The sequence below is a fragment of the Acinetobacter sp. ANC 4779 genome (genome assembly GCF_004331055.1).
GTDB lineage: Bacteria > Pseudomonadota > Gammaproteobacteria > Pseudomonadales > Moraxellaceae > Acinetobacter.
On sequence record NZ_SJNU01000005.1, the window covers coordinates 1 to 26,620 of the forward strand.

The 26,620-nt window shown below is 38.8% G+C and carries 27 protein-coding genes, 1 rRNA gene and 1 riboswitch; of the genes, 15 read left to right on the top strand and 13 right to left on the bottom strand.

Going from position 1 to position 26,620, the window contains the following annotated elements; genetic code table 11:
* Positions 1-75 precede the first annotated feature (75 nt).
* A 5S ribosomal RNA gene (rrf, locus tag E0H80_RS07170) occupies positions 76-190 on the top strand.
* A 447-nt stretch (positions 191-637) separates the two neighbouring features.
* On the opposite strand, the gene E0H80_RS07175 is transcribed toward rrf, so the two are convergent.
* The 7 genes from E0H80_RS07175 to E0H80_RS07205 form a co-directional block, all read right to left on the bottom strand.
* The gene (locus tag E0H80_RS07175; RefSeq protein ID WP_131364835.1) at positions 638-1,213 is read right to left on the bottom strand and encodes a lytic transglycosylase domain-containing protein; all 576 of its coding nucleotides are present in this window, start codon (positions 1,211-1,213) and stop codon (positions 638-640) included.
* A 198-nt stretch (positions 1,214-1,411) separates the two neighbouring features.
* Positions 1,412-1,954: a type 1 glutamine amidotransferase domain-containing protein gene (locus E0H80_RS07180; RefSeq protein ID WP_067867406.1), complete on the bottom strand. Its 543-nt coding sequence runs from the start codon at positions 1,952-1,954 to the stop codon at positions 1,412-1,414.
* A 397-nt stretch (positions 1,955-2,351) separates the two neighbouring features.
* Entirely contained in the window at positions 2,352-2,837 is a 486-nt protein-coding gene (locus E0H80_RS07185; RefSeq protein WP_131364482.1) for a GNAT family N-acetyltransferase, read from the bottom strand.
* Between the two features lie 104 nt (positions 2,838-2,941).
* A complete protein-coding gene (locus E0H80_RS07190) occupies positions 2,942-4,141 on the bottom strand; it encodes an acyl-CoA dehydrogenase family protein (protein ID WP_131364484.1) in 1,200 nt (399 codons plus the stop codon).
* A 25-nt stretch (positions 4,142-4,166) separates the two neighbouring features.
* Positions 4,167-5,462 (bottom strand): acyl-CoA dehydrogenase family protein, encoded by a 1,296-nt coding sequence (locus tag E0H80_RS07195; protein WP_131364486.1) that lies wholly within the window; start codon positions 5,460-5,462, stop codon positions 4,167-4,169.
* Between the two features lie 225 nt (positions 5,463-5,687).
* On the bottom strand, positions 5,688-7,061 hold the full coding sequence (locus tag E0H80_RS07200; protein WP_131364488.1) for an ABC1 kinase family protein: 1,374 nt from the start codon (positions 7,059-7,061) through the stop codon (positions 5,688-5,690).
* A gap of 256 nt (positions 7,062-7,317) precedes the next feature.
* Positions 7,318-7,623, bottom strand: coding sequence for a hypothetical protein (locus tag E0H80_RS07205; protein WP_131364490.1), 306 nt, complete (start codon positions 7,621-7,623; stop codon positions 7,318-7,320).
* Between the two features lie 199 nt (positions 7,624-7,822).
* On the opposite strand from E0H80_RS07205, the gene E0H80_RS07210 reads away from it, so the two are divergent.
* The 6 genes from E0H80_RS07210 to E0H80_RS07235 all read left to right on the top strand — a co-directional run bounded on the left by E0H80_RS07210 (position 7,823) and on the right by E0H80_RS07235 (position 13,249).
* Positions 7,823-8,203, top strand: coding sequence for a lysozyme inhibitor LprI family protein (locus E0H80_RS07210; RefSeq protein WP_131364492.1), 381 nt, complete (start codon positions 7,823-7,825; stop codon positions 8,201-8,203).
* Positions 8,204-8,294: 91 nt separating this feature from the next.
* Positions 8,295-9,305: a 50S ribosomal protein L3 N(5)-glutamine methyltransferase gene (prmB, locus tag E0H80_RS07215; RefSeq protein ID WP_131364494.1), complete on the top strand. Its 1,011-nt coding sequence runs from the start codon at positions 8,295-8,297 to the stop codon at positions 9,303-9,305.
* Positions 9,306-9,317: 12 nt separating this feature from the next.
* Positions 9,318-10,403, top strand: a complete 1,086-nt coding sequence (gene aroC / locus E0H80_RS07220) for a chorismate synthase (protein WP_131364496.1) — start codon at positions 9,318-9,320, stop codon at positions 10,401-10,403.
* Positions 10,404-10,615: 212 nt separating this feature from the next.
* Positions 10,616-11,080 (top strand): GNAT family N-acetyltransferase, encoded by a 465-nt coding sequence (locus E0H80_RS07225; RefSeq protein ID WP_131364498.1) that lies wholly within the window; start codon positions 10,616-10,618, stop codon positions 11,078-11,080.
* A gap of 178 nt (positions 11,081-11,258) precedes the next feature.
* A riboswitch (glycine riboswitch) is annotated at positions 11,259-11,348 on the top strand.
* Positions 11,349-11,491: 143 nt separating this feature from the next.
* On the top strand, positions 11,492-12,736 hold the full coding sequence (locus E0H80_RS07230) for a D-amino acid dehydrogenase (protein WP_131364500.1): 1,245 nt from the start codon (positions 11,492-11,494) through the stop codon (positions 12,734-12,736).
* An 18-nt stretch (positions 12,737-12,754) separates the two neighbouring features.
* Entirely contained in the window at positions 12,755-13,249 is a 495-nt protein-coding gene (locus E0H80_RS07235) for an NUDIX domain-containing protein (RefSeq protein WP_131364502.1), read from the top strand.
* A 59-nt stretch (positions 13,250-13,308) separates the two neighbouring features.
* Here the strand turns inward: E0H80_RS07235 and E0H80_RS07240 are convergent, their stop codons facing one another.
* A complete protein-coding gene (locus E0H80_RS07240) occupies positions 13,309-13,959 on the bottom strand; it encodes a hypothetical protein (RefSeq protein ID WP_131364837.1) in 651 nt (216 codons plus the stop codon).
* Between the two features lie 99 nt (positions 13,960-14,058).
* Between E0H80_RS07240 and ispF the strand changes: the two genes are divergently transcribed.
* Entirely contained in the window at positions 14,059-14,550 is a 492-nt protein-coding gene (gene ispF, locus E0H80_RS07245; RefSeq protein WP_131364504.1) for a 2-C-methyl-D-erythritol 2,4-cyclodiphosphate synthase, read from the top strand.
* On the opposite strand, the gene E0H80_RS07250 is transcribed toward ispF, so the two are convergent.
* The 3 genes from E0H80_RS07250 to E0H80_RS07260 form a co-directional block, all read right to left on the bottom strand.
* Entirely contained in the window at positions 14,538-15,062 is a 525-nt protein-coding gene (locus E0H80_RS07250; RefSeq protein ID WP_131364506.1) for a protein tyrosine phosphatase family protein, read from the bottom strand. The two genes, ispF and E0H80_RS07250, sit on opposite strands and share 13 nt — an antisense overlap.
* Positions 15,063-15,126: 64 nt before the next feature.
* The gene (locus tag E0H80_RS07255) at positions 15,127-16,218 is read right to left on the bottom strand and encodes a 3-deoxy-7-phosphoheptulonate synthase (RefSeq protein ID WP_131364508.1); all 1,092 of its coding nucleotides are present in this window, start codon (positions 16,216-16,218) and stop codon (positions 15,127-15,129) included.
* Between the two features lie 126 nt (positions 16,219-16,344).
* The gene (locus E0H80_RS07260; RefSeq protein WP_131364509.1) at positions 16,345-17,235 is read right to left on the bottom strand and encodes a sulfite exporter TauE/SafE family protein; all 891 of its coding nucleotides are present in this window, start codon (positions 17,233-17,235) and stop codon (positions 16,345-16,347) included.
* A 224-nt stretch (positions 17,236-17,459) separates the two neighbouring features.
* On the opposite strand from E0H80_RS07260, the gene lpxB reads away from it, so the two are divergent.
* The gene (lpxB, locus tag E0H80_RS07265) at positions 17,460-18,656 is read left to right on the top strand and encodes a lipid-A-disaccharide synthase (RefSeq protein ID WP_131364511.1); all 1,197 of its coding nucleotides are present in this window, start codon (positions 17,460-17,462) and stop codon (positions 18,654-18,656) included.
* Between the two features lies 1 nt (position 18,657).
* Here lpxB and E0H80_RS07270 read toward each other — a convergent pair whose 3' ends face one another.
* The gene (locus E0H80_RS07270; protein ID WP_131364513.1) at positions 18,658-19,581 is read right to left on the bottom strand and encodes an AraC family transcriptional regulator; all 924 of its coding nucleotides are present in this window, start codon (positions 19,579-19,581) and stop codon (positions 18,658-18,660) included.
* Between the two features lie 192 nt (positions 19,582-19,773).
* On the opposite strand from E0H80_RS07270, the gene E0H80_RS07275 reads away from it, so the two are divergent.
* Positions 19,774-20,994 (top strand): alkane 1-monooxygenase, encoded by a 1,221-nt coding sequence (locus E0H80_RS07275; RefSeq protein ID WP_131364514.1) that lies wholly within the window; start codon positions 19,774-19,776, stop codon positions 20,992-20,994.
* 120 nt (positions 20,995-21,114) lie between these two features.
* Here E0H80_RS07275 and E0H80_RS07280 read toward each other — a convergent pair whose 3' ends face one another.
* Positions 21,115-21,708 carry a DUF4142 domain-containing protein gene (locus tag E0H80_RS07280; RefSeq protein WP_131364516.1) on the bottom strand — a complete coding sequence of 198 codons (594 nt, stop codon included), beginning with the start codon at positions 21,706-21,708 and terminating at the stop codon, positions 21,115-21,117.
* Between the two features lie 526 nt (positions 21,709-22,234).
* On the opposite strand from E0H80_RS07280, the gene ybaK reads away from it, so the two are divergent.
* From ybaK to cobT, 5 genes are all read left to right on the top strand, one after another.
* Positions 22,235-22,705, top strand: coding sequence for a Cys-tRNA(Pro) deacylase (gene ybaK, locus E0H80_RS07285; protein ID WP_131364518.1), 471 nt, complete (start codon positions 22,235-22,237; stop codon positions 22,703-22,705).
* A gap of 287 nt (positions 22,706-22,992) precedes the next feature.
* The gene (locus E0H80_RS07290) at positions 22,993-24,222 is read left to right on the top strand and encodes an MFS transporter (protein WP_131364520.1); all 1,230 of its coding nucleotides are present in this window, start codon (positions 22,993-22,995) and stop codon (positions 24,220-24,222) included.
* A 194-nt stretch (positions 24,223-24,416) separates the two neighbouring features.
* Positions 24,417-25,046, top strand: a complete 630-nt coding sequence (locus tag E0H80_RS07295) for a 2'-5' RNA ligase family protein (protein WP_131364522.1) — start codon at positions 24,417-24,419, stop codon at positions 25,044-25,046.
* Positions 25,043-25,564, top strand: coding sequence for a bifunctional adenosylcobinamide kinase/adenosylcobinamide-phosphate guanylyltransferase (gene cobU / locus E0H80_RS07300; RefSeq protein ID WP_131364524.1), 522 nt, complete (start codon positions 25,043-25,045; stop codon positions 25,562-25,564). Before E0H80_RS07295 ends, cobU begins: the two co-directional genes overlap by 4 nt.
* A complete protein-coding gene (gene cobT / locus E0H80_RS07305) occupies positions 25,561-26,613 on the top strand; it encodes a nicotinate-nucleotide--dimethylbenzimidazole phosphoribosyltransferase (protein ID WP_131364526.1) in 1,053 nt (350 codons plus the stop codon). The genes cobU and cobT overlap by 4 nt, the downstream gene beginning before the upstream one ends.
* The last annotated feature ends 7 nt before the right edge of the window (positions 26,614-26,620 follow it).

Below are 26,620 nucleotides of genomic sequence, written 5' to 3' on the forward strand. Positions count from 1 at the left end.
CAAGATTTGGAAAAAGCCCAGGCATACACTTAAAAAGTGCAGCTAAGACCGAGGCAAGTATCCATAAACAGTTGTGCTGGCGACAATAGCAAGAGTGAACCACCTGATCCCTTCCCGAACTCAGAAGTGAAACCTCTTTGCGCTGATGGTAGTGTGGGGTTACCCATGTGAGAGTAAGTCATCGCCAGCTCATTATTCCTGAAAACCCCCCTTAATCTTAAGATTGAGGGGGTTTTTTATGTTCAAAATAAAGTGCTGAAATTGCATGATCATCTTACCGATCACTATATTTATATGGATTCAAGTATAGGAGAGTCCAATAAGCCGTATAAGCTTGTGTTATGACCGGAAAGCAATAGATTTTCAGAAAGCCAATAAACTTGAAATTTCAGTCTTGGATCTTGCTTTATTTATGGGAGTCGAGTGGTGAAGTGAGCATACACATTATGAATTGCTAGTGATAGATTCGATGGATATGAAAACTTCAAGCTAGTTACTCCCATCAAACGAAGTTTGAAAGCAAGGGGGTACTTTTTTGCTAATAAAAGTTATGGGAAGTTTTTGTTTATTACACAAGAGATCAAATGAGTAGGCAGAATTACCTCCAATCTAATTTGATAGGAGGATTTCGATTAATTTATAAAGCATCTTTTAAGGTAGTGTGATGTTGTTTAACTTGTCGGGCATATTTTTCCCCTTGTTTCTTCATCTTAAGATTAGAATTATAGCCTGTAGGTCCAACATTGTAATAAGCAAGCGCTTTAGGCCAACTTCCCGTTTTATCGTTATAGGAGGCTAGAATATACGTTCCACAATTAATATTATGATATTCATCACTTAAATCACCTGGACATATCTGTTGCCAGTAACGCGGAATTACTTGAGTTAGCCCCACAGCACCCGCTGGTGAAATAGCATAGTTTCTATAACTAGATTCTTGTCTAATCATAGCGGCTAATAGTAAGGGATCCACCGCATATTTTTCTGCACTTTGAATAATCATTGGAGATACACGATTCGCAGTATCTGGCGCAACAGCATATGCTTTTTGTATGCCCGTGGATAATTTAGCAGATCGTTTAGCCACTGAACCTCCACTGAAAGATGTACAGCCGGTAAAAGCTAGAACAGTTATGGCGATAGCTGTTGATTTAAATGTAAAAAAATTAATATCAGATAATTTTGAACGTAAATTATATAAATGGCACGTCATCAACAAGGATAAAAACCCAAAGTAAATTTTATTGGAGTTATGCTAGTGGTCTAGGTAAAACGAGTCAATAGTGGATGTTTACTATTATTCAAATGATTTATGAAGCATTTTTATAAATTAATCAGTCAATAATTTAATATTTTCATCTTTAAACCAAGCGTCCGATTATATTAATGGGACGCTTGGTTTTAGCTTTTATTAATTACTCAATTCTTGCACAATGGCTTGGTTAAAAGCCGAAATATCATCTGGGCTTCGCGATGTAATTAATGGCCAATTATTAGTATTGCAACGATGAACTTCTTCATCCACCCAGTTAGCTCCCGCATTTTCTAAATCTAGTTTTATACTCTTATAAGAAGTTAAATTTTTGTCTTTAATTCTTTCAGCATTAATTAATACCCACGGTCCATGACAAATGGCAGCAATCGGTTTTGCATTATCTGTAAAGTGCTGAATAATTTTATGAGCATCTTCATTTAAACGTAAAGTGTCTGCATTAACTGTTCCTCCAGGGATAACCAAAATATCATAATCTTCTGGAGAGACTTTAGATAAAGTTGTTTGCGGAGTATAAGCGGTTGCAGGTTCCTTATCACTCTTAACAGTTTGAACATCCTTTTGTTCTTCTGCGGCATGAATCACTTCAATACCTTTTGATTGTAAATATTCAGACGGTTTAATCAGCTCATCTTGTTCTACGCCCACATTGGAAGTAATAAATAAGGCTTTCTTAGTCATTTTAGTGATCCTGAATTACTTATTGAAAGATCAACATTAACAAGCTGAACTAATGAAGCTGTACAGATTTTGGCTTATTCTTGTTAAGGTTTGAAAATTCGTGACAAAAATAAGCCCCATCATCGTGACGGGGCTTATTCATATTAGTTACAAGGAATAACTCCTGTTTTACCTTTATGCATCCTGCTTACATCGTTTATTGTTTTTATTATGGAAACATCCTGCTTCCTGATATTTTTATTTTAAGACTAATAATGGCTGTAGCATAGGCGTCAATAAATACTTTCCATGTAAGCAAATGCTCACATCAGATATTAATAAAATAAATTGATAGAACAAATCTCAATTTAAAAAAGTATTATTTTAGAGCGAAGAGATGTTTAAAAATATCCAAAAATTACAATCTTTTTTCCATCCAGATTTCACATGCATGACTATGTCCAGTGTTACCTTTGGGATGATTTAAATACTTAAAACCCAATTTTTCATAAAGCTTAACTGCTTGCCAAAGTTCTTTGGTGGTTTCTAAATAACAAGATTGGAAACCATGCTGTAAAGTAAACTGAAAAGCTTTTTCCAGCAGATGCTTGGCAAATCCTAAGCCTCGAGCTTCAGGTAAAAAATACATTTTTTGAATTTCCAGAATCGAGGGATCACCTTTTAAAGGAGATAAACCACCGCCACCCAAAATTTCTCCCTGATCATTTTCAATCACCCAATATTGAGCATTAGGTTGATGATAAACTGTGTATAAATTATCTAAAATTGGATCAGCTACAGCAAAACCTGATTCAGGAGCAAGTCCAAATTCTTGGGAAACTTCGCGAATGATACGTGCAATTGCAGCATTATCTTGTGCTTGAATAGGCCTAACTTGATACATAAACTTAAATATAGAAATAAAAAAAATAGATGGATTTTTATAACCTTATACCTAATAAAAATCCATCTCTTATGCGTTTTTTATACAAAGAAAATGTATAAAACTTATTTTAATTCAGTTGAGCTCTTGCCCAATTCACGACGGGCGATAATCAGTTGCTGTATTTGTTGGGTGCCTTCAAAAATATCGAGGATTTTCGAGTCACGCGCCCATTTTTCCAATAATTCCTCTTCGTTATACCCCACACTTGCAGCAAGTTCCACGCATTTTAAGGTGATTTTATTACACATTTTTCCAGCTTTTGCTTTGGAAATGGAAGCTTCACGTGAGTTGGGCTTTTTATTATCTGCCATCCAAGCTGCTTTCATGGTCAGTAAGCGAGCCGCTTCCCATTCTGCTTCCATCCGATAAATTTGTGCTGCAATATAAGAGGTTTGCAAATAAGGAGTAGCATAATTTTCATCTAATTGATCTTTAAAAATTTGCTTAATTCTTTCTAAAGAGGCTTTTGCACAACCGACCGCCATTGCAGCAACTAAAGGACGAGTATTGTCAAAAGTTTCCATTACACCTGCGAAACCTTTGGCAACATCAATTCCAGTATGACCCAGCAAATTTTCTGCAGGCACCCGGCAGTTAATAAAGCTGATGGCAGCCGTGTCGGATGCTTTGATCCCCAATTTATGCTCCAGACGTTCTACTTTCATGCCAGCTATTCCTTTTGGAACGACAAAGGACTTAATGGCGGCACGTCCAAGTTTTTTATCCAAAGTTGCCCAGACCACAACAGAGTCTGCACGCTCACCAGAAGTTACGAAAATCTTTTCGCCATTTAAGATGTAATCATCACCGTCTTTTGTAGCTGTAGTACGAATGGCAGCAGAGTCTGATCCGCAGCTGGGTTCAGTAATCGCCATTGCCGCCCATGTTCCTTTAAATCGATCCAGTTGCTCGTCATTTGCAACCGCTGCAATGGCAGAATTTCCTAAACCTTGACGTGGCATGCTCAGCAATAATCCCGTATCTCCATAGCACATCTCGATCACTCCAAGTACCGTAGACATATTGACGCCATTTTTATTTCCGACCTCTGTGTTGCCACGTTTTCCGACAGCGGCTCCGGCATTGATGCCTTCTCCACCCTCATTCATACCATCAATGAGTGAGGCAAACATGTCGAGTTCCTTGGGATAGCTGTGTTCGGCTTTGTCATATTTACGTGAAATAGGGCGTAATACATTTAAAGCCGATTCATGAGCTTGATCGATCAACATTTTAAATTTTTTAGGATTTTGTAAATTCATCTGCATTAATTCCTTATTTTACAGATTAAGCATGTAAGCCTGAATGTAAGATCGCTGTAGCACGTAAATCACGATACCAACGCTCAACTGGATGTTCCTTGGTAAATCCGTGACCACCCAGAATTTGCACACCATCGGTGCCAATTTTCATGGATTTCTCGGCGCAAAGTAAACGCGCTAGATAGGCTTCACGATGAAAAGGCTGGCCAGCCTCAGCCAGACTGGCAGCATTTAGAATCAACATACGCATGGCATCAATTTCAATCGCCATATCTGCAATCATGAAAGCCACACTTTGGCGATGTGAAATAGGTTCGCCAAAAGCTGTACGTTCATTGGCATATTGAATACAGTAAGATTTTACTGTTTCACAGGTTCCCACAGCCATCGCACACCACATTAAATTGCCTAAATCTAAAAAAGTAGAATAATTAAAGTCATCATCACCTAATAATTCAGCAGGGCTATGATTGAAGTGTAAGGTTACAGTTTCAGCAGCTTTTAGGCCCATTGCTGAACTTTTTTTTGCGGTAATACTGCTGTCGCGTTTTACGATGAACACTTCGGGCGAGCCATTCAGTTCAGCATTTACCAGAAATAGATCGGCAGTTTCCCCCAATAAAACTAAAGTTTTTTCTCCATGAAGGGTGTATTTCCCATCCATTGAATTCGCTTTGGTTTTTAGCTTGAAAGGATTGAATGCAGCGGTTGCTTCTTGTACCGCAAATGTCGCGTGAATATCTGGATCATTTGCAAAACCAGGCAAATAGGTGGACTGAATTTTTTCCGAACCCCATTGGGTGATTGCATTTATCACACTAAATGTTGAAAGTAAGCCTGCCGTTAAACTGAAATCCCCTTTGGCTAAATGTTCAGCGATTAAGATGTTACTGAGAATATTTTTTTCAGTTGCTACACCACCCAGAGATTCGGGAAGTGCGTAGTCGTTTAGTCCCAAGTCTGTTGCATGTTGCCATAGTGCCACGGGAAACTTTTCATCTTGGTCAGCTTGATTTGCCAATGGATAAAGCACTTCTGATGCAAAATGATCCATCACATCGCAGGTCATTTGTTGTTCTTCGGTCAGGCTTAAGTCAAATAATGATTTGTGTTGATTCGGTAAGCGTTGCTTGCTGACATGTGAATCTGCCTTAAATACCTTTTGAGTTTTACTTAATGTTTTAAAACCGATTTTTGAACCCTGATATAAAGATTTTTCAATAAATTTACGTAGTTTGAATTGATCAAGAACCTCGCTACCGGCAATTTTAGTGATCAGTGATAGCCCAAATCCTTGTGCTTTATTTACCATATTGGTCATTGTTATTGTCCATCAATTTTCGATTCTTTATATTTTTATGCTGACATGGCAAGATCGAAATAACTATGTCGTGACTGACAGTTTAAATTGACTTGGATGAACGGTTTAAAATGAATTCTAAATTTATTAAATAATTGAATAATATTTATTTTTAATTGTTATAAAAGCGGGTCGGAAAGTAAAGATTGACTAGAATGACAATAATGTCATCCTAGTCAGCAATGATTATAAAAATTTTGTGACCATTTGGCGCACATTGGTTTTTGCATCGATCACGGTCATAAAGGTATATGCGCCAATGAATTTACGGCTAATAAACATAAATTCTTTCGGTGGGACACTGAAATAACGCGATGCCATCGATTTTGAGGCACGTTGCATTACACGACTATGCAATTGGCTTTTTTTCCAATCGTAGCGTTGCTGCTCATCCATAACGCCTTCAGGCAAGTCAGGATTATTTGCTGTTGTGCTAAAGGCTTCAGTGGCGAGTAAAAACACTTTTGCCATATCAGGTTTAATGTTTTGCGGAATTGAATCAAAGAATTCATAGCCGGTCATGGCACGAACCATTTCATCACTATCGTGATGATAACCTGCTTGGATTAAATTGCGTGCAACACTCAGCAAGTGCTCATCAAATTGACGAATCGCTCCAAAATCTAACAGGACAATTTTATCTTGGCTGTCTTGACCATTTCCCAAACGAACCAAATAATTACCAAAATTTGGATCGGTCTGCATTTCACCCCATTCAAATATTTCCCGTACTGCAATCTCGAGTGAAGCTTCCCCGATTTGATTACGACGTTCTTGAGGTAGAGAGAGCATGACAGGGCTATTGATCGGGACACCGCGTTCAAAAGTCATGCACAGAATTTGATCGGTACAATATTCATCAACAATTTGAGGAACGATATAGCGCGGATCATCTTTTAAGCGCTCGGCAAAACGACGTGTTGTTGCCGCTTCAATACCATAATCGACTTCACGATGCATCATTTCGCGAACTTCATCAAACCATTGATCAAATTCACGTGTTTGCGGCACCATACGGGTTAATTTGAGCATATTTCTAAATAGACTCATATCCGAATCAATGGCAGCGGCTACACCTGGATATTGAATTTTAAGGACAATTTCCAAACCATCTGATTTACGCGTAGCACGATGGACTTGCGCTAACGATGCGGTGCCGAGTGGTTCATGATCAATGGTTAAATCATTGAGTTTGGTACCCAATTGTTGTTCTAAATGTTCTTTAATTGCGGGCCATGCAAGAGCAATGGTTTGATTATTTAAAGTATTCAGCGCTTGAGTAATTTCTTCAGGTAAAAAATGTTCACCATACAGCGCCATCATTTGCCCAATCTTAACGATAGAACCTTTCAGTTTTCCAATTTCTGAAACAAGATAATTGGCCTGTTCTTTCATGGCTTTTTTACGTTTCTTGTCTTTATCAGCTTCATTGGAAAACATGGTAGTCGCGCTAGAGGCAGCCCAACGTGTTCCTGCTAGTAATGAAGCTTTAGCGATAGATAAGCGTCGATCCATAGAGGAAGTTTTGAGTTGTTTAAGCTTATCGTTCTGATCTGACATTAAACAAAATCCTTTAATCAGCAAGTCGCAGAATAGTTTATTGTAGCGGATATTACCGCGTATTCACGTATTAAAAAAGTTCAACCTGCGGTACAGCGCCTTAATATGCTTAATATTTAATTTATTTATCAATAAAAAGCGTGAGTCTTGTAGGAGGTGGGTGTTTTTCACCTGAGTAAGATCAATTGGTCACAACACTTTATTGGACTTTAAGGAAATTTGAGCACATGAAATAAGCATTTATGGGTATAAATATTTACATACGGAACTGAATTTTAATGTCACTTTTTTGCTTCAATACGGTTTTATTATCGTGAATATGTTTAAAAATCATGGCTTGAACGCTGTCATGTTTAAAGCCTAAAGCATAACCTTTGACGATGATAATACTGGGTAGGCTAAAGAACAGATATTTGGCATCATCTTCTGATGGAGATGTATAGATATCATGTTCAATTAAAGTTTGCTGAAAGAACTGTTTCTCGCTTTCAACTTGGACTGAATCTGTGTCATTCCAATAGTTTTGGCGCATTGCCATTAAATTATTGTGTTTGTAGCTCATAACAATAAATATTTAGAAAAAGAATAGAAACTATATAAGGGCATTTGGCGCAGATTCAATGTGTAATGGTAAGGAAGTTTTTTATCGGCTACGGGCTTAAACTGCCGTGTTATAGGAATTTATACATGATTGTTGTAATATCTCTGAATAAACAAAACAATAGTATTTAAAATTGAGTCATTTAAGACAGGGGAATATTATGCGATTTTTGTTGCCAGTGATTTTTAGTGCGGCTGCTCTGGGTTCAAGCTCGGTTTTAGCACAGGGATATTCTGACCAATATAACCAATGTTTAAACACCTCTTATGGTCAAACTGCTACAGTCAAAAATTGTGTGGATAAAGAGTTAAAAACACAGGGAAAACTTTTAAACAAATACTATAAAAATTATTTAAAAAATAGTGGGGATAGTCAAAGCAGTGTGAAGCAACAACATCAACTCTGGGAAAGCCGTCTTAATCAACAATGCTATTACAATGTAACCTCTGCATCGATAGAGCTTCGACAAGCAAAATGCGTATTAGAAATGACAATGGAGCGAGCTTACTATTATCAAACCAAGCAATTAGCCTATAGATAATTGTTTTGAAGCTGATTGAAACATTATAAAAAACCGCTAAAACAAGGTATCATAAGGCGCTTTAAAAAATTTGACCTTGGAGACGCCTTAAGTGGATCAACTGACTATTAGCCCTGAACATTTACAGGAAGCCGCTGAAAACCTAACCACCATTCGTGATTTTATCCGTTTTGGTGTTTCAGCTCTACGTCAATACGATGCACACTTAGGTCAAGGTACTGAAGACTTTTTTGCAGAAAGCTCGGCTTTAGTATTGCAAACATTGGCATTGGACTGGAGCGCCAATCCGGAAATTCTAGATGCGAAATTACTGCCAAGTGAAAAAGCTGAATTTATCAGTTTACTTGAACGTCGTATCAATGAAAAAGTGCCCACTTCATATTTGTTGAATCTTGCATATTTCTGCGATAAACCTTATTACGTAGATGAACGTGTGCTTATTCCGCGTTCACCGATTGCAGAATTGATTAATCAACGTTTTGCACCGTACTGCCTAGATGAAAACGGCTCAGTACGTGAAGCTTTAAACAATCTTCCTGAAAATCCAAATCCTAAAATGCCACGCCGTATTTTAGACATGTGTACCGGTTCGGGCTGTATTGCGATAGCCTTGGCATATGCCTTCCCAGAATCTGAAGTGGATGCGACCGATATTTCGAAAGAAGCTTTAGAAGTGGCTTCGATTAACGCTGAACATCACAATATGCAGTATCAGGTTGCATTGTTGGAATCAGATTTATTTGCAAAAATTCCTGCTGAAAATCAATATGATTTAATCGTGTCGAATCCTCCCTATGTCGATGCAGAAGATATGGCAGATTTGCCGGCAGAGTTTTTACATGAACCAGAACTAGCACTTGCTGCCGGTCAAGACGGTTTGGATCTAGTGCGTAAAATGCTGGCGCAAGCTGCAGATTACTTGACTGAAGATGGCTTGATTGTCATTGAAGTGGGTAATTCTGAATGGGCTATGAAACAAAACTTTAATACTGTTGATTTCCATTGGTTGACTTTCCAAAAAGGTGGTTCGGGTGTTTTTGCTTTAACAGCAGAGCAATGCCGCAAATATCGTGATTTATTTGTACAATCTGTTCAAGCATAAGGAGTTGTAAACATGGCAGGTAATAGTATTGGGCAACTGTTCCGTGTAACGACTTGTGGTGAATCTCATGGCGTTGGCCTGATGGCAATTGTCGATGGTGTGCCGCCTGGGATCGAACTGACTGAAGCAGATTTACAAAAAGATTTAGACCGCCGCAAACCAGGCACCTCTAAATTCGCTACACAGCGTAAAGAACCGGATGAAGTCGAAATTATTTCTGGTGTATTTGAAGGTAAAACCACTGGGACATCGATTGGTTTATTGATTCGTAATACAGATCAAAAATCGAAAGATTATGGCAATATTGCACAAACTTTCCGTCCGGGTCACGCCGATTATACCTATACCCAAAAGTATGGTTTCCGTGATTACCGTGGTGGTGGTCGCTCAAGTGCGCGTGAAACTGCAATGCGTGTGGCGGCAGGTGCAATTGCGAAAAAATATCTGGCTGAAAAGTTTGGTATTAACATTCGTGGTCACGTGACTCAAATTGGTACAGAAAAAGCCAATACACTGGATTGGAATGAAGTTCCAAACAATCCATTTTTCTGTGGTGATATTGAAGCTGTACCTCGTTTTGAAGCTTTAGTCACTTCACTGCGTGAACAGGGTACCAGTTGTGGTGCGAAGCTTGAAATTCTTGCCGAAAATGTTCCAGTGGGTTGGGGTGAGCCGGTATTTGATCGTCTAGATGCTGATATTGCACATGCCATGATGAGCATCAATGCAGTTAAAGGCGTTGAAATTGGTGATGGTTTTGGCGTTGCTGAACAGTTTGGTCATGAATCGCGGGATGAATTGACCACAGACGGTTTTCTGGCCAATCATGCCGGTGGGATTCTCGGTGGTATTTCAAGTGGTCAAACCATTCGTGTGGCGATTGCACTGAAACCCACTGCAAGTATTACCACGCCGGGTAAAACCATTAATATCGACCGGGAAGATACGGATGTATTGACCAAAGGTCGTCATGATCCTTGTGTCGGTGTTCGTGCGACACCAATTGCTGAAGCCATGTTTGCGATTGTATTGATGGATCATTTCATGCGTCATCGGGCACAAAATGCTGATGTGGTTATGCCGTTTGCACCTATTTAAATCTAAGTAACTCGTTAAGGCGACGAACTGTAATGATAAAAAAACCAGACTTAAAGTCTGGTTTTTTTATGGATAGAATTTTGTTGGATGATACTTTATGATATTTTATTCAAATTCAAATATTTAGAAAAATAATGCATCAATTACAATATAGATGAGCAAGTACAGGTGATATTGACCATTTAGTACTTTTACTTAATCAGGCCTATCGCATGCATACGGGTTCTAGTTGGACCAGTGAGCAGGATATTGTCGCGGGAGATCGAATCAATCAACAGCAGTTATTGGATATTTTGGAGCAACAGAATTTTTATTTAGCTGTTGCTGAAATTATTGAAGATTTTAAATTTAAGATTGTTGCATGTATAGGTTTAACTTTTCAGCAAAATAGCATTGAAATAGGCACTTTTTGTGTAGCTTCAGATTGGCAAAATCAGGGTATTGGAAAACAAATTTTAGAATATGCGGAAAAAAAGACGTTAGAAATTTTTCCAGCATTTAACTATTATGAAATGTTCGTACTCGATGCAAGAACTGAACTGATTCAATACTATGAACGATGTGGATATGTTAAAACGCAGCATACAGCGGCCTATCCCATTCATGCAAATGTAGGGCAGCCGTTGATCGATCTGCGATTACAACATATGGCTAAGTTGGTGCTAAAAGCAATATAGATTAAATGTTCAAAACAGTGCATCTAATCAGTAAATAGCCTAAGTTAAAAATAAAATTAAATTGGTTTTAATTTTAAGTGATTGAAATAAATATTTATTTTTATTGTAATAACACTGTTTAACAAATAATTGAATTTAATGCTCGCGAATGGTACAAAATTTGCTCATATTAATATAAGCAATTATTGCAGGAGAGATGTTCTTCTGTGGACACGCCGAAGGAGCAACGACCCCGGAAACTCTCAGGCAAAAGGACTGTAATAATTTCAAAAATCTGGAGAGAAGCATATTAACTATGCTCACCGAAGGGGATGGTCAGCGTTAAGATTTTAACGTCATGATCGAAGCTCTCAGGTATCAATGACAGATGGGGCTCATAAGAAATGTATGTACATTTCCAAGGAGAGTCGTATGTGTCATATCGTTGTGATTGGAGCAGGCATTACTGGCGTGACCTCTGCTTATGAATTGGCGAAATTGGGTTATAAAGTTACCGTGATGGATAAACATTTGTATCCTGCCATGGAAACCTCATTTGCCAATGGTGGACAGCTTTCTGCCTGTAATGCAGAAGTCTGGAATCAAAAAGCCACGGTACTGAAAGGTATCAAGTGGATGTCGAATAAAAATGCACCGTTGTTAATCAATCCTTCATTTGACTTGCATAAATATGGCTGGTTAATGGAGTTTCTGGGCAATATTAAAAATTATGAAGCCAACACTCGCGATACTGTGAAAATGGCGCTATTGGCCCGTGAACGTTTATTTGCTGTGGCTGAACAGGAAAATATTCAGTTTGATTTGGAAAAGCGCGGAATTCTGCATTTTTACCATAGCAAACTGGATTACGACGTGGCGACTCGGGTGAATACTCTGCTGATTAATGGGGGGCTAGAGCGCATTGCCATTACACCAGATGAAATTAAAAGCATAGAGCCAAGTTTGAAGGGTGAATATTATGGCGGTTTTTACTGTCCCGGAGATGCCACAGGTGATATTCATAAATTTACCAAGGGGCTTGCCGAGGCATCTGAAAAATATGGTGTGAAATATATGTTTGGTATGGAAGTGAGTGATGTAAAACATCATGCTAATGGGGTCACAGTGCTTTACCGTGCCAGTAATGAAAATATGCTGTTAGATGCAGCGCTAGTTGAATCATTGGAAGCGGATGCTGTAGTGGTATGTGGAGGGGTGGGAAGTTATCACTTGGCAAATTTACTGGGCGATCGAGTCAATATATATCCAGTCAAGGGTTATTCCATTACGCTAGATTTAAATAATGAAGACAGCATCAAGAATGCTCCATGGGTCAGCCTACTGGATGAAAGCTCTAAAATTGTGACTTCACGTTTAGGTGCAGATCGATTACGCGTTGCAGGAACGGCAGAATTTAATGGTTATAACCGCGATATTCGCGCAGACAGAATCCAGCCCTTGGTCGATTGGGTGAATAAAAATTTTGATATCAGTACGGAAAATGCAGTGCCTTGGGCAGGTTTACGGCCGATGATGCCGAATATGATGCCAATTGTTCGACGTGGAAAACGTGAGCGGGTTTTTTATAATACAGGGCATGGTCATTTGGGCTGGACATTATCCGCAGCGACTGCAGTGATGATTAGTCAGCAAGTTGCTTCACAACATCCGGTTTAATTACATAGAAACTAAAAAGTGCAACGTGATATGTTGCATTTTTTTGCCAGTCTTATATATGATTATCAAAAGATTTTCGTGAAATGCAAGATCATGAGCAAAGTTTGTCCAGTAATTCTTCGGGAAAAAAATCATATATTGGAAGTTTTACTTTTCAAACATCCGACAGCGGGTATTCAACTTGTAAAAGGTACAATTGAGAAATCAGAAGCAATCTTTCAGGCCGCTATACGTGAATTGTATGAAGAATCGGGGATCATTGTGGAAGAACAACATTGTTATGATTGGGGGTCACACCAAATAAGCAATCAAAGGTGGTACTTTATTTTTTGTGATACCTCAAATCAAAATTTAAAGGATCAGTGGAGTTATGAAACATTAGACGATTATGGGCATCGTTTTGAGTTTTTCTGGCAAAATATTAATGCATATAACATTCCAGATTTACCTTTCAAATATGTACAAGCTCTGGATTTGATCAAGAAAAAAATGAATCTGTATGTTAAGCAATAAAAAATTAGCTAACAGTCAATTTCCAAAACCACTGAATGTATTCAAAAATTAATCAAAAATTAATCATAAATCCGATAGACACCCACAAAACGCTCACAACCTTTCTGTTCAGTTTTCACCGACAAAATTGCTTTATTAAAATCGAACTGATATTTGCAATCATGTTCGTTATCCATGATTTCACTTTTCTTATCGGGTGTTGTATAAGCCAAGAAAGGAATAGTTTGTGTTTCTAGTTTATTGTTTGGATTTCGGTAGGCGATGCCTTCAATTTTAATTTTATCTTTGGTAAGTTGATGAACCTGTAAATGTATGGGTTGACTGGCAATATTGCCATTTTCAAATTTTAAATAATGATTGGTTAAACTCTGATTTAACGAGGTATAAAAATTCAGGTCATCAATACGCAATTCAAATTGTTGCTTATAACAATCCAGACTTTTACATTGCTGTAAACGCTTAAACCATAAAGTCTGGGTATCTTCCAATAAGTGAACCGGGGCATCACTGACCAAAAAAGCCGTTATATAATGATTGCTTAATTTCTCTCGCGATTCGGCAAAATTTTCGGCACAAATTTTTTTCATTGACGAGGTGTTCGGGTTAGAACAGTCAATTTTTTGAGCATGAGCTACAGTCGAGCACAAACAGCCAATACTGAATAATGTGCCTAATATTTTAATGAGATTAATTTCGGTATTCACCAGCATCATCGCTTATAATTTCACTATGTTGCGCTGCTGTAACTATAGCGAAATAGAAAGCGTGAATACAACATTTCAATCATTTATTTCTTAAGGATGCTTAAAGTGGTCGCACAAATTCGAATTGGTCAGGGAATGGATGTACATGCCTTTGAAGAAGGTAATTTTGTAACTTTGGCCGGGATTAAAATTCCACATACCCAGGGCTTAAAGGCACATTCGGATGGTGATGTGGTATTGCACGCGCTATGTGATGCTTTGTTGGGTGCTTTGGCTTTAGGCGACATCGGACAGCATTTCCCCGATACCGATGCGAAATTTAAGGGAGCGGACAGCCGGGTATTGCTTAAACATGTTTATCAGTTAATTTTGGATCGTGGTTACGTATTAAATAATGCTGATATTACAGTGGCATGTGAGCGTCCAAAACTGGCAAAAAATAATCTGGAAATGCGTCAAAGTATTGCAGATGTTCTGGATGTGCATGTCACACAAATTAGCGTTAAAGCCACAACTACAGAAAAATTAGGCTTTACTGGACGTGAAGAAGGAATTTTATCGACTGCAACAGTTTTAATTTCACATCAGCCAAAATGATCTGGATGGATCAGCGACTGTTGTAATTCTTTGGTGGCTTTACGACCTTGCAGTTGTAAGGCTACTGCATGAATGAGACCGGTCCAGGTTTCATTCGGTTCCCAAATGCTATGCATGAGTTCCTGCGCCATAGGCATGTCCATCTCCATATAGTATTGACGATATAAGTACATCAAACTACTGACATGATAGTTTTTGCTGCAATGCACCCAGACCATTCGTTCTTGCACTAAATGCGCCAGCATGTCTAGTACCAGTAAACATTGGTCATCAGACGGTGTTTCTGCAGAAATCGGCAGTTGAATATAATTCAAGCCTAAATTTAGACAAATTTTATCTTCATGATCTAAATGCTGCTCTGCATCAGACAATCCCAGATTCACAATCGTGGTTACGCCATATTCTTTAATCAGTTTCAACTGTTCAGCAGTGGGCTGAGCCGAGGTGAATAGGTGCTCGTGAATAAACTGGAAATTCTCGATATGGCTTAATGCATTTTCAATTTCATTCATAAGATAAAACTTTTCCTAAGGTTAAAGTAGAAACGCCATCAATCAAGATGGCGTTTTAAATCTCTTAGCGATTTAATAAAACGTCTTTGAGTGCTTCATGCATATCGAGTAAGGCTTTTTCAGTGGTTTCCCAATCAATACAGCCATCTGTCACTGATTTGCCGTATTCAAGATCATCCAGATTTTCCGGAATATCTTGACGACCGCCTTTAAGATGACTTTCAACCATTAGGCCCACAATCGACTTGTTGCCATCCAGAATTTGTTCTGTGATGTTTTTCAATACCAGCGGTTGCAAGTACGGGTCTTTGTTTGAATTTGCATGACTGGCATCAATCATGATTTTGTTGCTCACTTTGGCTTTCGCTAAAGCATTTTCAGCTTCTGCAACAGAACCTGCATCATAGTTCGGTTTGCCATTACCACCACGAAGTACCACGTGTCCATATGGATTACCGCTGGTACGAATCACAGAAACCTGACCTTGATCATTCAGACCGAGGAAGCTGTGACCGTGTTTAACCGATTGCATGGCATTGGTAGCCACTGTTAAACCGCCATCAGTACCATTTTTAAAGCCGACAGGTGAGGATAAGCCTGAAGACATTTCACGGTGTGTCTGGCTTTCGGTAGTACGTGCACCAATCGCTGACCATGAAATTAAATCTTGGTAGTACTGCGGTGAGTTAGGATCAAGTGCTTCAGTGGCACACGGTAATCCTTTTTCATTCAGTTCAACCAAAAGCTGACGACCAATGCGAAGACCTTTTTCAATGTTGAAAGAGTCATTCATGTCAGGGTCATTGATTAAACCTTTCCAGCCTACCGTGGTACGCGGTTTTTCAAAATAAACTCGCATCACGATATACAGGGTGTCTTTAATTTTTTCGCTTAAAACCTTTAGACGATTTGCATATTCATGTGCAGCAACCGTATCGTGAATTGAGCAAGGACCAATCACCACAAATAGACGTTTGTCTTTACCATCTAGGATATTGCGAATGGTTTCACGACCTTTCAGGACTGTTTGATAGGCATGCTCAGTCAAAGGTAACTCTTTTTTTAATTCAGCAGGAGTTACAAGAGGCTGAATGCTTTGTACATTCACGTTGTCGATGTCTGATTGGGTAATAGGATTTGACTGTAGTGTATTCATTGCCGTCACTGGTTTGATCATACAAAAGTTTTTTTAGTAGCCCGAATATAACACGATTTAACCAGTGAGTTGCTATACAAAACACCAATAAAACCGTGAAAAAAACAGATTAATCGAATAGATAGTTTAACCGTGGTTTAAATTTTCAACAGTTGAAATCATGGCAGTTGCAGGTTTTTCAACAGCTTTTGCTTTTACCGGATGAAGTATGAAATTCATGCCTAATGCAAATAGGGTAATCCCGAGAATCTTACGGATAATTTTTTCTGGCAGGCGAGAGCTGATTAAAGTTCCAACCACAATGGCAGGAATTGAACCGACTAACAACCATCCAAGTAAATGTAAATCTACATTACCCGAGCTCATGTGTCCAAGACCTGCGACTAAAGTCAAAAGCACGGCATGGACCACATCGGAACCGATAATACGAATCATCGGTAAATTCGGGAACATTAGCACCAGTGCCATAATGCCGAATGCACCTGCACCGACTGAAGAAAGAGTGACAAACACACCCAGTACAATACCCATAATCACAATATAAGCACGTTTGTCTTTCGCCCGAAAATTGACCTTTTCTAAATCTTGCGTCATATCCAGAGCTTCATCTTTACGGAACTTGTTAAAGAAGCGTTCAATGTGACCGCGGAACATGATTGAGACCCCGGTTAAGGTCAACATAAAGCCCAATACCATGGTCAAAACAGCTTTATAGCTACTTGATTGACTCAGGTAATTGTCTAAAACCCAATGTGTTGCAAGCGAGGCCGGAATACTTCCCACTGCAAGCCAGATCACAATAGGCCAGACAATATTCATTTTTTTTGCATGCACTAAAGATCCGCAGAATTTAGAAATTGCGGCATAGAGTAAGTCTGTTCCAATAGCAATGTGTGGCTCGATTCTAAATAGGCTAATCAGGATGGGGGTCATTAATGAACCACCGCCAACACCCGTAATTCCGACACAGAAACCGACCAAAACACCGGCTAAAATAAATTCGAGTGGACCAAACATAGTTATATGCCAAATATCAAAAAACGTGCATATGTTATGACTTTTTCATATAAGTCGTTGTCTTGATTATTGATTTACTTATTCTAAAAAAAGAAATAGAAAATGGCGTTGATTAGGCAAGATTGAAGCTTTATTTCTGATGAGAAAAAATAGCTTTGCACCACTATCATGATTAATTTGAAAGATCAGCTATGTTAAACTTTAAAAAATTTGAGGATAAACACTTGCAAAATCGGAAGCTTAAAATCGGTATCGTAGTTGGAGAGGTGTCTGGAGATACGCTTGGCGCTAAACTTATCCGTAGTTTTCGTGAGCAAGGAATTGATGCCGAATTTGAAGGCATCGGTGGGCCGCAAATGATTGCAGAAGGCTTCCAAAGCTATTATTCGATGGATATTTTATCGGTCATGGGCATTGTTGAAGTCTTAAAAGATATTAAAAAGCTCTTCGCAGTCCGTGATGGCTTGGTGGAGACATGGACTAAAGATCCGGTTGATGTGTTTGTCGGTATTGATGCGCCAGACTTTAATTTACGTTTATCTAAAAGCTTAAAACAGCATAATTTACCGATAAAAACCGTTCAATATGTCAGTCCTTCAGTTTGGGCATGGCGTCAGGGACGGGTACATGGCATTAAAGCCAGCATAGATCTGGTACTGTGTTTATTTCCATTTGAAAAAGCTTTTTATAAACAATTTGATGTTCCTGCTGCGTTTGTCGGTCATCCATTGGCAAGTCAACTGCCGCTCACAAATCCACTGATTGAAGCCAAGCAAGAACTCGGCTTGAATGTTGAACATAAACATATCGCACTTTTACCGGGTAGCCGCCGGGGTGAAATTGAAAGACTGGGGCCGTTGGTACTGGATGCAGCCCAAATAATTAGTCATAAGCACCCTGAATATACATTTCTGATTCCTGCGATTAATGATGCACGCAAGCAGCAGATTGAAGCATTGCTACAACACTATCCTGCTGATTTTATCGCTAAAGTTTGCTTGATGGAAAATACAGATACGGAATCGAAAATTGGTCGTCAGGTCATGAATGCCTCAAATATTGTGGCCTTGGCCTCAGGTACGGCCACTTTAGAAGCGATGCTGTTACACCGTCCGATGGTGACATTTTATAAGTTGAATTGGCTGACGTATGTGGTGATCAAATTCTTGATCAAAATTCCTTATTACTCTTTACCGAATATTATTGCAGGTAAAAAAATTATTCGGGAATTGATTCAAAGTGATGCAACGCCAGAAAATTTGGCGGCTGAAATTGAAAAACTGATGAATGTTGAAACTGCACAAATTCAGGCCATGCAGCACATTACCATGCACAAGAAATTGCTTGCAGGAAATAGCGAAGATCCTGTTCAAGCGATTTTGAATACCTTAAATGATGTGAACCTATCTAACCCGGAATAATTTACTGAAATTGTTGCCGATACTGGCTAGGGGTCAAATCAAAAAGTCGTTTAAAGGTTTGGCTAAAAGCCGTTTCTGAAGAATAACCAACACGATGGGCAATTTGTTGAATCGACAATTGCCCTTCGCGTAAATGCTGTGATGCCAAACGGAAACGATATTGCTGTAAATAGGCCAACGGTGTTTCACCCACAATATTGCTAAATAAAGGAGCAAATTTCGAGCGCGACATACAGCATTGTTCCGCCAGACTTTCAACCGTCCAGGCCTGTTCCGGTTTACCGTGAATCGCAGCCAGAGCATTCGCCAGTTCGGTATGCGCCAATGCTCTGAGCCAGTTATTGGAATCCTGCAACTGGGCAATGTAGTCACGGACACATTCAATAAATAGAATACTGACCAGATGATCGAGAATTTTGTCGCGACCCGGCCGAATTTGATAGGCTTCAACTGCCAAAAAATGTAAGCCAATTTGCAGCCATTCCGGTGCGGTACTACCCGTTATATGATGAATATGAATATAGGGTGGCAGGGCATTCAATAAAGGTCGCGCCATAATCGTATCAATATGACAACGAATGGCTAAAATGAGGGCAGGCTCACCGCTTGCACTGCCAAACTCGATGGTTTCTTGTCTTTTCTGATCAAAAAGTTCGGTGATATTCAAGGTTTCAACTAAGTTGCTTTTATGACTGCTGTGGCAAGAATGATTTTGTCCAGAGGGAATTAGAACCAGATCACCTGTTTCAACATGTAGTTGAGTATGAGGATTAAGCTGAATCGTCATATGGCCCACCAGAACCACATAGCCAATCATGGCATCTTGTTCCTGATACAAATAGGCCCAGTCACCTTGCGGTTTTAAATAAATATATTCAGATTTATTAAGATGAATATCATCAAAAATTTTACTTAAAGCATCCATGTCTTATCGTTCTGTCATCATCTAATAAAAATTATCAAAAACCTTGATTTACTCAAGTATGTGTTTTTAGGTCAAATATTGTCTATACAAGCCAAGGACGTTTGCATAGCTTTTTTGGACGTTTAAAACTGTTCTTGATGGCCCATTTCTAGAAATATAACGTTAGAACAAAAAATAGGGAAGAACGTCAGCATGAATGCACCAGTAAATTTAAATCACACCACAATTCAAACCCTGCCCACTGCTTCAGGTTTAGCACTCGATAAAAAACGCTATTGGTGGTTATTAAGCCCGGGTTTACCTGTCATTGGTATGGGTATTTTGGCCGGCTATCAGTTTGGTCCGAAAGCGACGAAAAAAATATTTGCGCTGGGTGGTCCCTTATTACTGCACGTGATTATTCCCAGTATCGATTCAATTGTAGGTAAAGACAATAACAACCCGAATGATGAGCAAGTGAAATCGTTAGTGAACGATCCCTATTACGACCGTATTGTGAAATTGTTTATTCCTTTACAAATGGCAGCCAACGTATTTGCAGGCTATGTGGTGAGCCGTAAACAAACTTCTTTGCTCGATCAGATTCTGTTAGGAATTTCCATGGGCGCAATTAATGGTATTGGGGTAAATACCGCTCATGAGTTGTCACATCGACCGAATAAAAAAGATCACTATCTTTCTCATGCCACGTTAATGCCATTGTTTTATAACCATTTTCGTATTGAGCATCCTTATGGGCATCATAAACGTGCTGCAACGCCTGAAGATCCGGCATCCTCTAAAATGGGGGAAACCTTCTATGAGTTTTGGCCAAGAACGGTCTTTGGCGGTCTTAAATCAGCGGTTGAAATTGAAAAAAACCGTTTAAAGCGTAAAGGTCTATCTTTCTTTAGTAAGGAAAATGAACTGTTTCAAGGCTGGGCAATGAGTGCGGGTTTTCATGCCACCATGTTGAAACTATTTGGTAAGGATGTGATTCCATATTTGGCGACACAGGCTTTTTATGGAGTAAGCTTATTTGAGGTGATTAACTACATTGAGCATTACGGTTTAATGCGCGATAAAAAATCTGATGGTTCTTATGCGCGTACCATGCCGGAGCATAGCTGGAATAATAATAATATTACGACCAATTTGTTTTTGTACCAGTTACAGCGTCATTCAGATCATCATGCCTATCCTACACGTCCATTCCAGGCGCTACGTAACTTTGATGAAGCACCTGAATTGCCAAGTGGTTATGCAACCATGTTATTGCCGGCTTTAATCCCATCACTATGGTTTAAAATGATGGATCAACGCGTATTTGATCATTACGAGGGCGATTTAAATAAAGCCAATATTCATCCGAAACGCCGTGCGAAAATATTCAAGACATTTGGCGTAGTTGATCGTTTATGGAATAAAGAATAATAAAGTGAAGCGCTGAACAAGTAATTTATTTGAAAGAAAGCTTTAGTTAATAAATTGTTAAAAAGCCTAGCTGATGAAAGCTAGGCTTTTTAAGCATACTTATACAGTTATATTATAATTTTATTTCATCTTTGCAACGAGCTGTTCTGCCATTTGTAAATGCTTGGCAACTGCAGTACGAGTTTGCATAAGCATATTTTTTAATTCAGAAGTTTTGGCGTTTGGTATCAATTGTTTATCAATGGTCATTAAAACTTTACGATGTACTTCAACTTGAGTCATCATATAGTCTTTGTCAGTTGCCGATGAATGAGTGAGTTTATTTACCATCTTATCACTATCATTTTGCAATGATGTACTGAGGTTGCTCACTTGTGGAGTTAACTTTAAACGACTTGCTAAGGCTTGGCCTTTTTTCTCATTCGATGAATGTTCATTAATCATTAACTGAGCATACTTACGGGTTTGATCCATTTTTAACTTTGGCAACGCCGTTTTTGACTGCTTAATCTCACCATTATTTGCCGTGCTTAATACCTTAATCACTTGACTATCAGTTAAATTTTCCTGATTGTCATGCATCATTTTGGGTGGAGTCTTGCTGTCGTGGGAAGGTTGCTGATCCATTGCCGCCATAGTTTGAAATGCAGTAAAACTCAATACACTACTAACTGCAATACAGTTGAATATCTTCTTCATTGGAATAGTTTTCATAGGGGCATCCTTTAAAGTTTCTATTATTTAATTTGCCTTTATAAGATAGGTTGAGGACACTGAGAACAGTGTATCTTTTGCGTAGATTTCTTGGATAGATATATAAATCGATTATTGATTAAGTAAAGATAAGGGGCTATTGGTTTATTTAAGGTCAGCACAAAAAAAGAAAAAGCAGGGCCGCATAGTGCACTATCTGTATATGGTAGAAATTAATAACCTAGCATCATTCAATTCCGTGGTGCTTACATGATAAATATTAACTACTTAAAAATTTAAGTCTAAGCAAGAACCTAGTGAAAATCCGATTTTGAGCCAACTTAATTATTTCAGGAATATTTTGTCATTAGAGCTGGTGGTTATATAAAATATTTTATTTTATTTTATTTTATTTTATTTTATGACTTGCTTTGATTTATAGACTAAGTAAAACGAAGATAAATTAAACTGAAATAGCCTAAGTATACTAAACATTGACTTTGAAAAAGCATATAATTCACTTATTCAATTTTTATATCATCGAAAAATGACGCCTGCTTGCAAAGTTTTGAAATCAAATAAAATCGAATTTTCTATCCATGAATATGAACATAATGCCAATGCAAAAAGCTTTGGATTAGAAGCGGCTGAAAAGTTAAATTTAGAAGTCAGCGAAGTCTTTAAAACTTTATTGGTAACGGATGATAAAAATTTCTATGTTGCTGTTTTGCCTGTCGCACATCAATTAAGTTTAAAGAAAATAGCTGCAGCATTCGGAGCCAAAAAATTACATATGGCAGATCCGAAAGATGCCGAACGCTTAACGGGCTATTTGGTGGGGGGGATCAGTCCAGTGGGGCAGAAAAAGCGCTTAAAAACGGTGGTAGACGGTTCTGCCCAGTCATTAACCAAAATTTATGTCAGTGGCGGAAAACGTGGCTTAGATATTGGGATAAAACCACAAGATTTAGTCAAAGTCTTGGGCGCACAGTTTGCAGACGTTTTAGATCAAGATTAAAACTGACCTATGAATTAAAAAAGTCCTTGTAACGTTGGATTTAGTCTACTTGCGACTATTTATCACAGGTCTTTTCGCTCAAAAAAGCTAAGCTAAAACTCACCTTAATGTGTAAAGATCTGTGCTATCCCGTGTATATTTATAAAAAGATAATGGTCAAATTTTCGGATTGCTGGAAATTATCAACCAGTTAAAAAAAGAAAAATATGAATTGAATATAAAATGGACAAAATTCATCAAGCTGCTATTGTGGCGGGTATAAAAATAAAATTTGGTTAAATTGAATAATGAATCAAAATAATAAGATTCTGATTGCTGCAAGCCTAGCGAATGGTGGCTGTTTCTCTATGATTTTGCCCATACTTGCACCTTTGGTTCGTCAAATGAAAATGACCGAACTGCAAGGTGGAGCCTTGATTTCGGCAGGAGCCTTATTGATGGCGATCGGGGCGATCTATATTTCTAAACAGCAAAATAAATACAGTATTTATAGTTTGTTAAGTGTTGGTTTTATTGGTATGACCATGACTTGGGGGTTATTTACTGCGGTTTTGGCTTATGGGCTTGAATATCATCTTGCTACGATGCTACTGTTTACTTTGTTATTGTTGGCTCGGGCAAGTATGGGCATTTTTATGGCTATGCCACAAATCGCTTTACAAACTTACGTCATGACCAAATATACCGAAGAACAGCAACGTAGCAAGACCATGTCCAAGTTTGGAGCGTTAAATAGTGCAGGTTTGGTACTTGGACCATTTTTAACAACGCTTTTATTGGCTTGGGGGATGCTGACGCCGTTATGGGTTGCCTTTATTATTTTTGCCTTAATTAGCTTATATATTGTCCTGAAATTTGATCGCAAGGAAGCTGGATTTTCTCATCCTTCTGGGCAGCCAGTAACAACTGAAAGTATGACATCTATCCATAACCAAGCATTTTCTTTGCGTAACAGTATGGGATGGTTTGGATTAGGATTTAGTCTCTATATTGCAATTGTCACAGTAAATCTAACCGCTGGCTTTTATATACAAGATCAATTTCAAAATTCGACCCAGCAGAGTGCAATTTACTTTGCCCAATGTTCTTTGATTGCCGGAATATCGTTAGTGATTATGCAAACGGCTATTTCCAAGTTTTTACAATGGTCTGTGCAGCGCTTATTGTGGATTGGGTTGGTGTGCATGATGCTGGGCTTGCTGATCTCCATTCGCACCACAGATATTCATATTTTTCAAAGTGCTTATGTTTTATATGGCATAGCTGTAGCTTGTCTTACTCCGGCATTTACCACAGGTGCTGCCCAATCTGCACCACAGCATTTACAGGTTAAAGTTGCCAGTTTTTGTACTGCAACCCAAGCTTTGAGTTTTGTATTTGGTCCATTGGTCAGTACCGGTTTATATCAGTGGCATAGCCAATATCCATTTTATTTGTTAATGATCATGTTTATATTACTCGCTGTTTATTTTTTGCATTATCAAAAGAATATGCAGTCATCTTCAGTTCCGGTGTGATTTTATTGATGAAGTTAGCGCTCCAAGTTGGTTCATGGAGATTTACAGATAAAGCAATAATGTGTGTGACACGATTTAAGTATGAAAAAATGAATATAATTCACTGTTGGTTGAATATTACTAAATCAACAGCTCGAGAAAATTAATATCATTCATGCTTTAATAAGGTAATTGAATTTAAAGTGATTTGATGTGTGTTCTTAAAGCCTTCTACGCCCGTTGTTCCTACACTTGCAGGGGATTATCCTGAATGGCATCGCGGACGCGAGCATTTTTCGTTGTGGTACATTGAAATTGAGCATCCAGAATTATTAGCGTATTTAAATCAGCTGCGTTCGATTTTTTCAGATTTTTTATACACACCAAATACCCGTCAATTTCACATTACTGTATTTATTTGTGGTTTCCTTATGGAACAAAACCCTGTTTGGGATGATGATTTTTGTATTGATAAAATGCATCAACATATTCGACATTTAACAGATGATTTTCCGAATAAAATTCAATTAAAAACAGGCCGTATCAACAGTTTTGAAAGTGCCTTATTTGTCGAAATTATGGATGAAAATGATGTGCTTTTAAAATTGCGTCATTTATTTGGACAAAGTTGCGATGAAATTGCACCGCTCGACTATTGTCCACATCTTACTTTAGGTTTGTATCATCAAGATTTTAATAGTGATTTAATTTTTAACCATATAAACAGCATCGAACAAAAAAGCTTTGAATTTTCAGTCGATCAACTGACTTTTGGCATATATAACGCGAAAATATTGCAAGGTCAGCTCTATCCATATCATCAATTTCAATTGGGTGACGTATGATGCAACTCATTTTAGGTGGCGCACGTTCCGGTAAAAGTCACCTTGCAGAACAAACTGCCAAAGATTCAGGTTTGGCGGTAACTTATATTGCCACCGCACAAGCGTTCGATGCCGAAATGCAGGAACGTATTCATCATCATCAAGCGCAACGTCCTGAGCATTGGACTGTGATCGAAGAGCCGTTGTATCTGGCCAATTGTCTAATCGAGCTTGATCAACCCAATCAAGTGATTCTTGTTGATTGCCTGACTTTATGGATGAGCAATTTATTGATGCATGAAAATCCTGAATTTCAGATGCACCAATGCCAAAAACTGCTGGATATTTTACCGATATTAGAGTCAGAGATTATTTTAGTCAGTAATGAAACCGGACTAGGCGTCATCCCCATGGGTGAGATCAGCCGCAAGTTTGTCGATGAATCGGGGCGTTTGCATCAACAGTTGGGGCAGATTGCGGATAAAGTTGTATTTTGTGTTGCGGGTTTTCCCATGATTTTAAAAGGAGTGAAAGAATGAGCTGGTGGTTGGATACGTGTAAAACGCCAAGTGCGGAAGTAAAAAAACTGGCTGAAGAGCATCAATTACAACTGACCAAACCCACAGGCTCATTATCTGAACTTGAAATTACCGCCGTGCAATTGGCAAGTTTGCAAGGCAATCCACGTCCCAATGTAGACCAGCCTTGGATCACGATTTTTGCCGGTGATCATGGCGTGATGGAAGAAAATATTTCTGCCTATCCTCAAGCTGTAACCCGTCAAATGCTACAAAACTTCATCACGGGCGGCGCTTGCATCAGTGTGATTACCAAAGAATACCAGGCCAAATTACAGGTGATTGACTGTGGTTCTGTGGGTGGTATTTATGAATATGCAGGGGTAGAACGACATTGTATTATTCCGGGTACTGCCAATTTTGCCAAACAGGTTGCCATGACTGAAGCTGAGTGTATTGAAGCGATGAATCTGGGACGGCAAAGCGTAGAAGATGCCGTGGCTTATGGTGCGTCCATTTATGTCGCAGGAGAAATGGGTATTGGCAATACCTGTTCTGCATCAGCAGTCGCCTGTTTTTTACTAAATGAGCCTGCTGAACAGCTTACCGGTGTTGGTACAGGAATTCGTGAAGAGCGACTGATTCATAAAAAAAATGTCATTAACCAAGCGATTTCCTTACACACAGATTATGTTGCTCAGGATGCGTTTAAAGCTCTGTGTGCGGTGGGCGGCTTAGAAATTGCGGCTATGACAGGGGCTTATATTCGTTGTGCACAGCTCGGATTGCCGATGGTGGTCGATGGCTTTATCACCACAGTTTCTGCGCTTGTTGCAGTACGTTTAAATCCTGAAGTTCGTGAGTGGATGCTGTTTGGCCATCAATCGGCTGAATATGGGCATCATCGTTTATTGCAAGAACTGAACGCCAATCCTTTACTGAAACTGAATTTACGTTTGGGTGAGGGCAGTGGTGCCGGGGCTGCTTTAGGGGTGATTAAACTGGCATGCAGTTTACATAACAATATGGCCACTTTTGCACAAGCCGCCGTCATTGGTGAAAAGGTTTAATCCTAAA

Bases quoted from the DNA above. Each gene is read 5' to 3' on its own strand.
- E0H80_RS07280 (WP_131364516.1), bottom strand. From the start codon at position 21,708: ATGAAAACTATTCCAATGAAGAAGATATTCAACTGTATTGCAGTTAGT.
- E0H80_RS07260 (WP_131364509.1), bottom strand. From the start codon at position 17,235: ATGTTTGGTCCACTCGAATTTATTTTAGCCGGTGTTTTGGTCGGTTTC.
- E0H80_RS07180 (WP_067867406.1), bottom strand. From the start codon at position 1,954: ATGACTAAGAAAGCCTTATTTATTACTTCCAATGTGGGCGTAGAACAA.
- E0H80_RS07250 (WP_131364506.1), bottom strand. From the start codon at position 15,062: ATGAATGAAATTGAAAATGCATTAAGCCATATCGAGAATTTCCAGTTT.
- E0H80_RS07255 (WP_131364508.1), bottom strand. From the start codon at position 16,218: ATGAATACACTACAGTCAAATCCTATTACCCAATCAGACATCGACAAC.
- E0H80_RS07205 (WP_131364490.1), bottom strand. From the start codon at position 7,623: ATGAGCTACAAACACAATAATTTAATGGCAATGCGCCAAAACTATTGG.
- ybaK (WP_131364518.1), top strand. From the start codon at position 22,235: ATGACGCCTGCTTGCAAAGTTTTGAAATCAAATAAAATCGAATTTTCT.
- E0H80_RS07210 (WP_131364492.1), top strand. From the start codon at position 7,823: ATGCGATTTTTGTTGCCAGTGATTTTTAGTGCGGCTGCTCTGGGTTCA.
- E0H80_RS07230 (WP_131364500.1), top strand. From the start codon at position 11,492: ATGTGTCATATCGTTGTGATTGGAGCAGGCATTACTGGCGTGACCTCT.
- aroC (WP_131364496.1), top strand. From the start codon at position 9,318: ATGGCAGGTAATAGTATTGGGCAACTGTTCCGTGTAACGACTTGTGGT.
- E0H80_RS07225 (WP_131364498.1), top strand. From the start codon at position 10,616: ATGCATACGGGTTCTAGTTGGACCAGTGAGCAGGATATTGTCGCGGGA.
- E0H80_RS07185 (WP_131364482.1), bottom strand. From the start codon at position 2,837: ATGTATCAAGTTAGGCCTATTCAAGCACAAGATAATGCTGCAATTGCA.
- E0H80_RS07200 (WP_131364488.1), bottom strand. From the start codon at position 7,061: ATGTCAGATCAGAACGATAAGCTTAAACAACTCAAAACTTCCTCTATG.
- cobT (WP_131364526.1), top strand. From the start codon at position 25,561: ATGAGCTGGTGGTTGGATACGTGTAAAACGCCAAGTGCGGAAGTAAAA.
- cobU (WP_131364524.1), top strand. From the start codon at position 25,043: ATGATGCAACTCATTTTAGGTGGCGCACGTTCCGGTAAAAGTCACCTT.
- E0H80_RS07270 (WP_131364513.1), bottom strand. From the start codon at position 19,581: ATGGATGCTTTAAGTAAAATTTTTGATGATATTCATCTTAATAAATCT.
- E0H80_RS07290 (WP_131364520.1), top strand. From the start codon at position 22,993: ATGAATCAAAATAATAAGATTCTGATTGCTGCAAGCCTAGCGAATGGT.
- E0H80_RS07190 (WP_131364484.1), bottom strand. From the start codon at position 4,141: ATGAATTTACAAAATCCTAAAAAATTTAAAATGTTGATCGATCAAGCT.
- E0H80_RS07195 (WP_131364486.1), bottom strand. From the start codon at position 5,462: ATGACCAATATGGTAAATAAAGCACAAGGATTTGGGCTATCACTGATC.
- E0H80_RS07275 (WP_131364514.1), top strand. From the start codon at position 19,774: ATGAATGCACCAGTAAATTTAAATCACACCACAATTCAAACCCTGCCC.
- E0H80_RS07175 (WP_131364835.1), bottom strand. From the start codon at position 1,213: ATGACGTGCCATTTATATAATTTACGTTCAAAATTATCTGATATTAAT.
- E0H80_RS07240 (WP_131364837.1), bottom strand. From the start codon at position 13,959: ATGCTGGTGAATACCGAAATTAATCTCATTAAAATATTAGGCACATTA.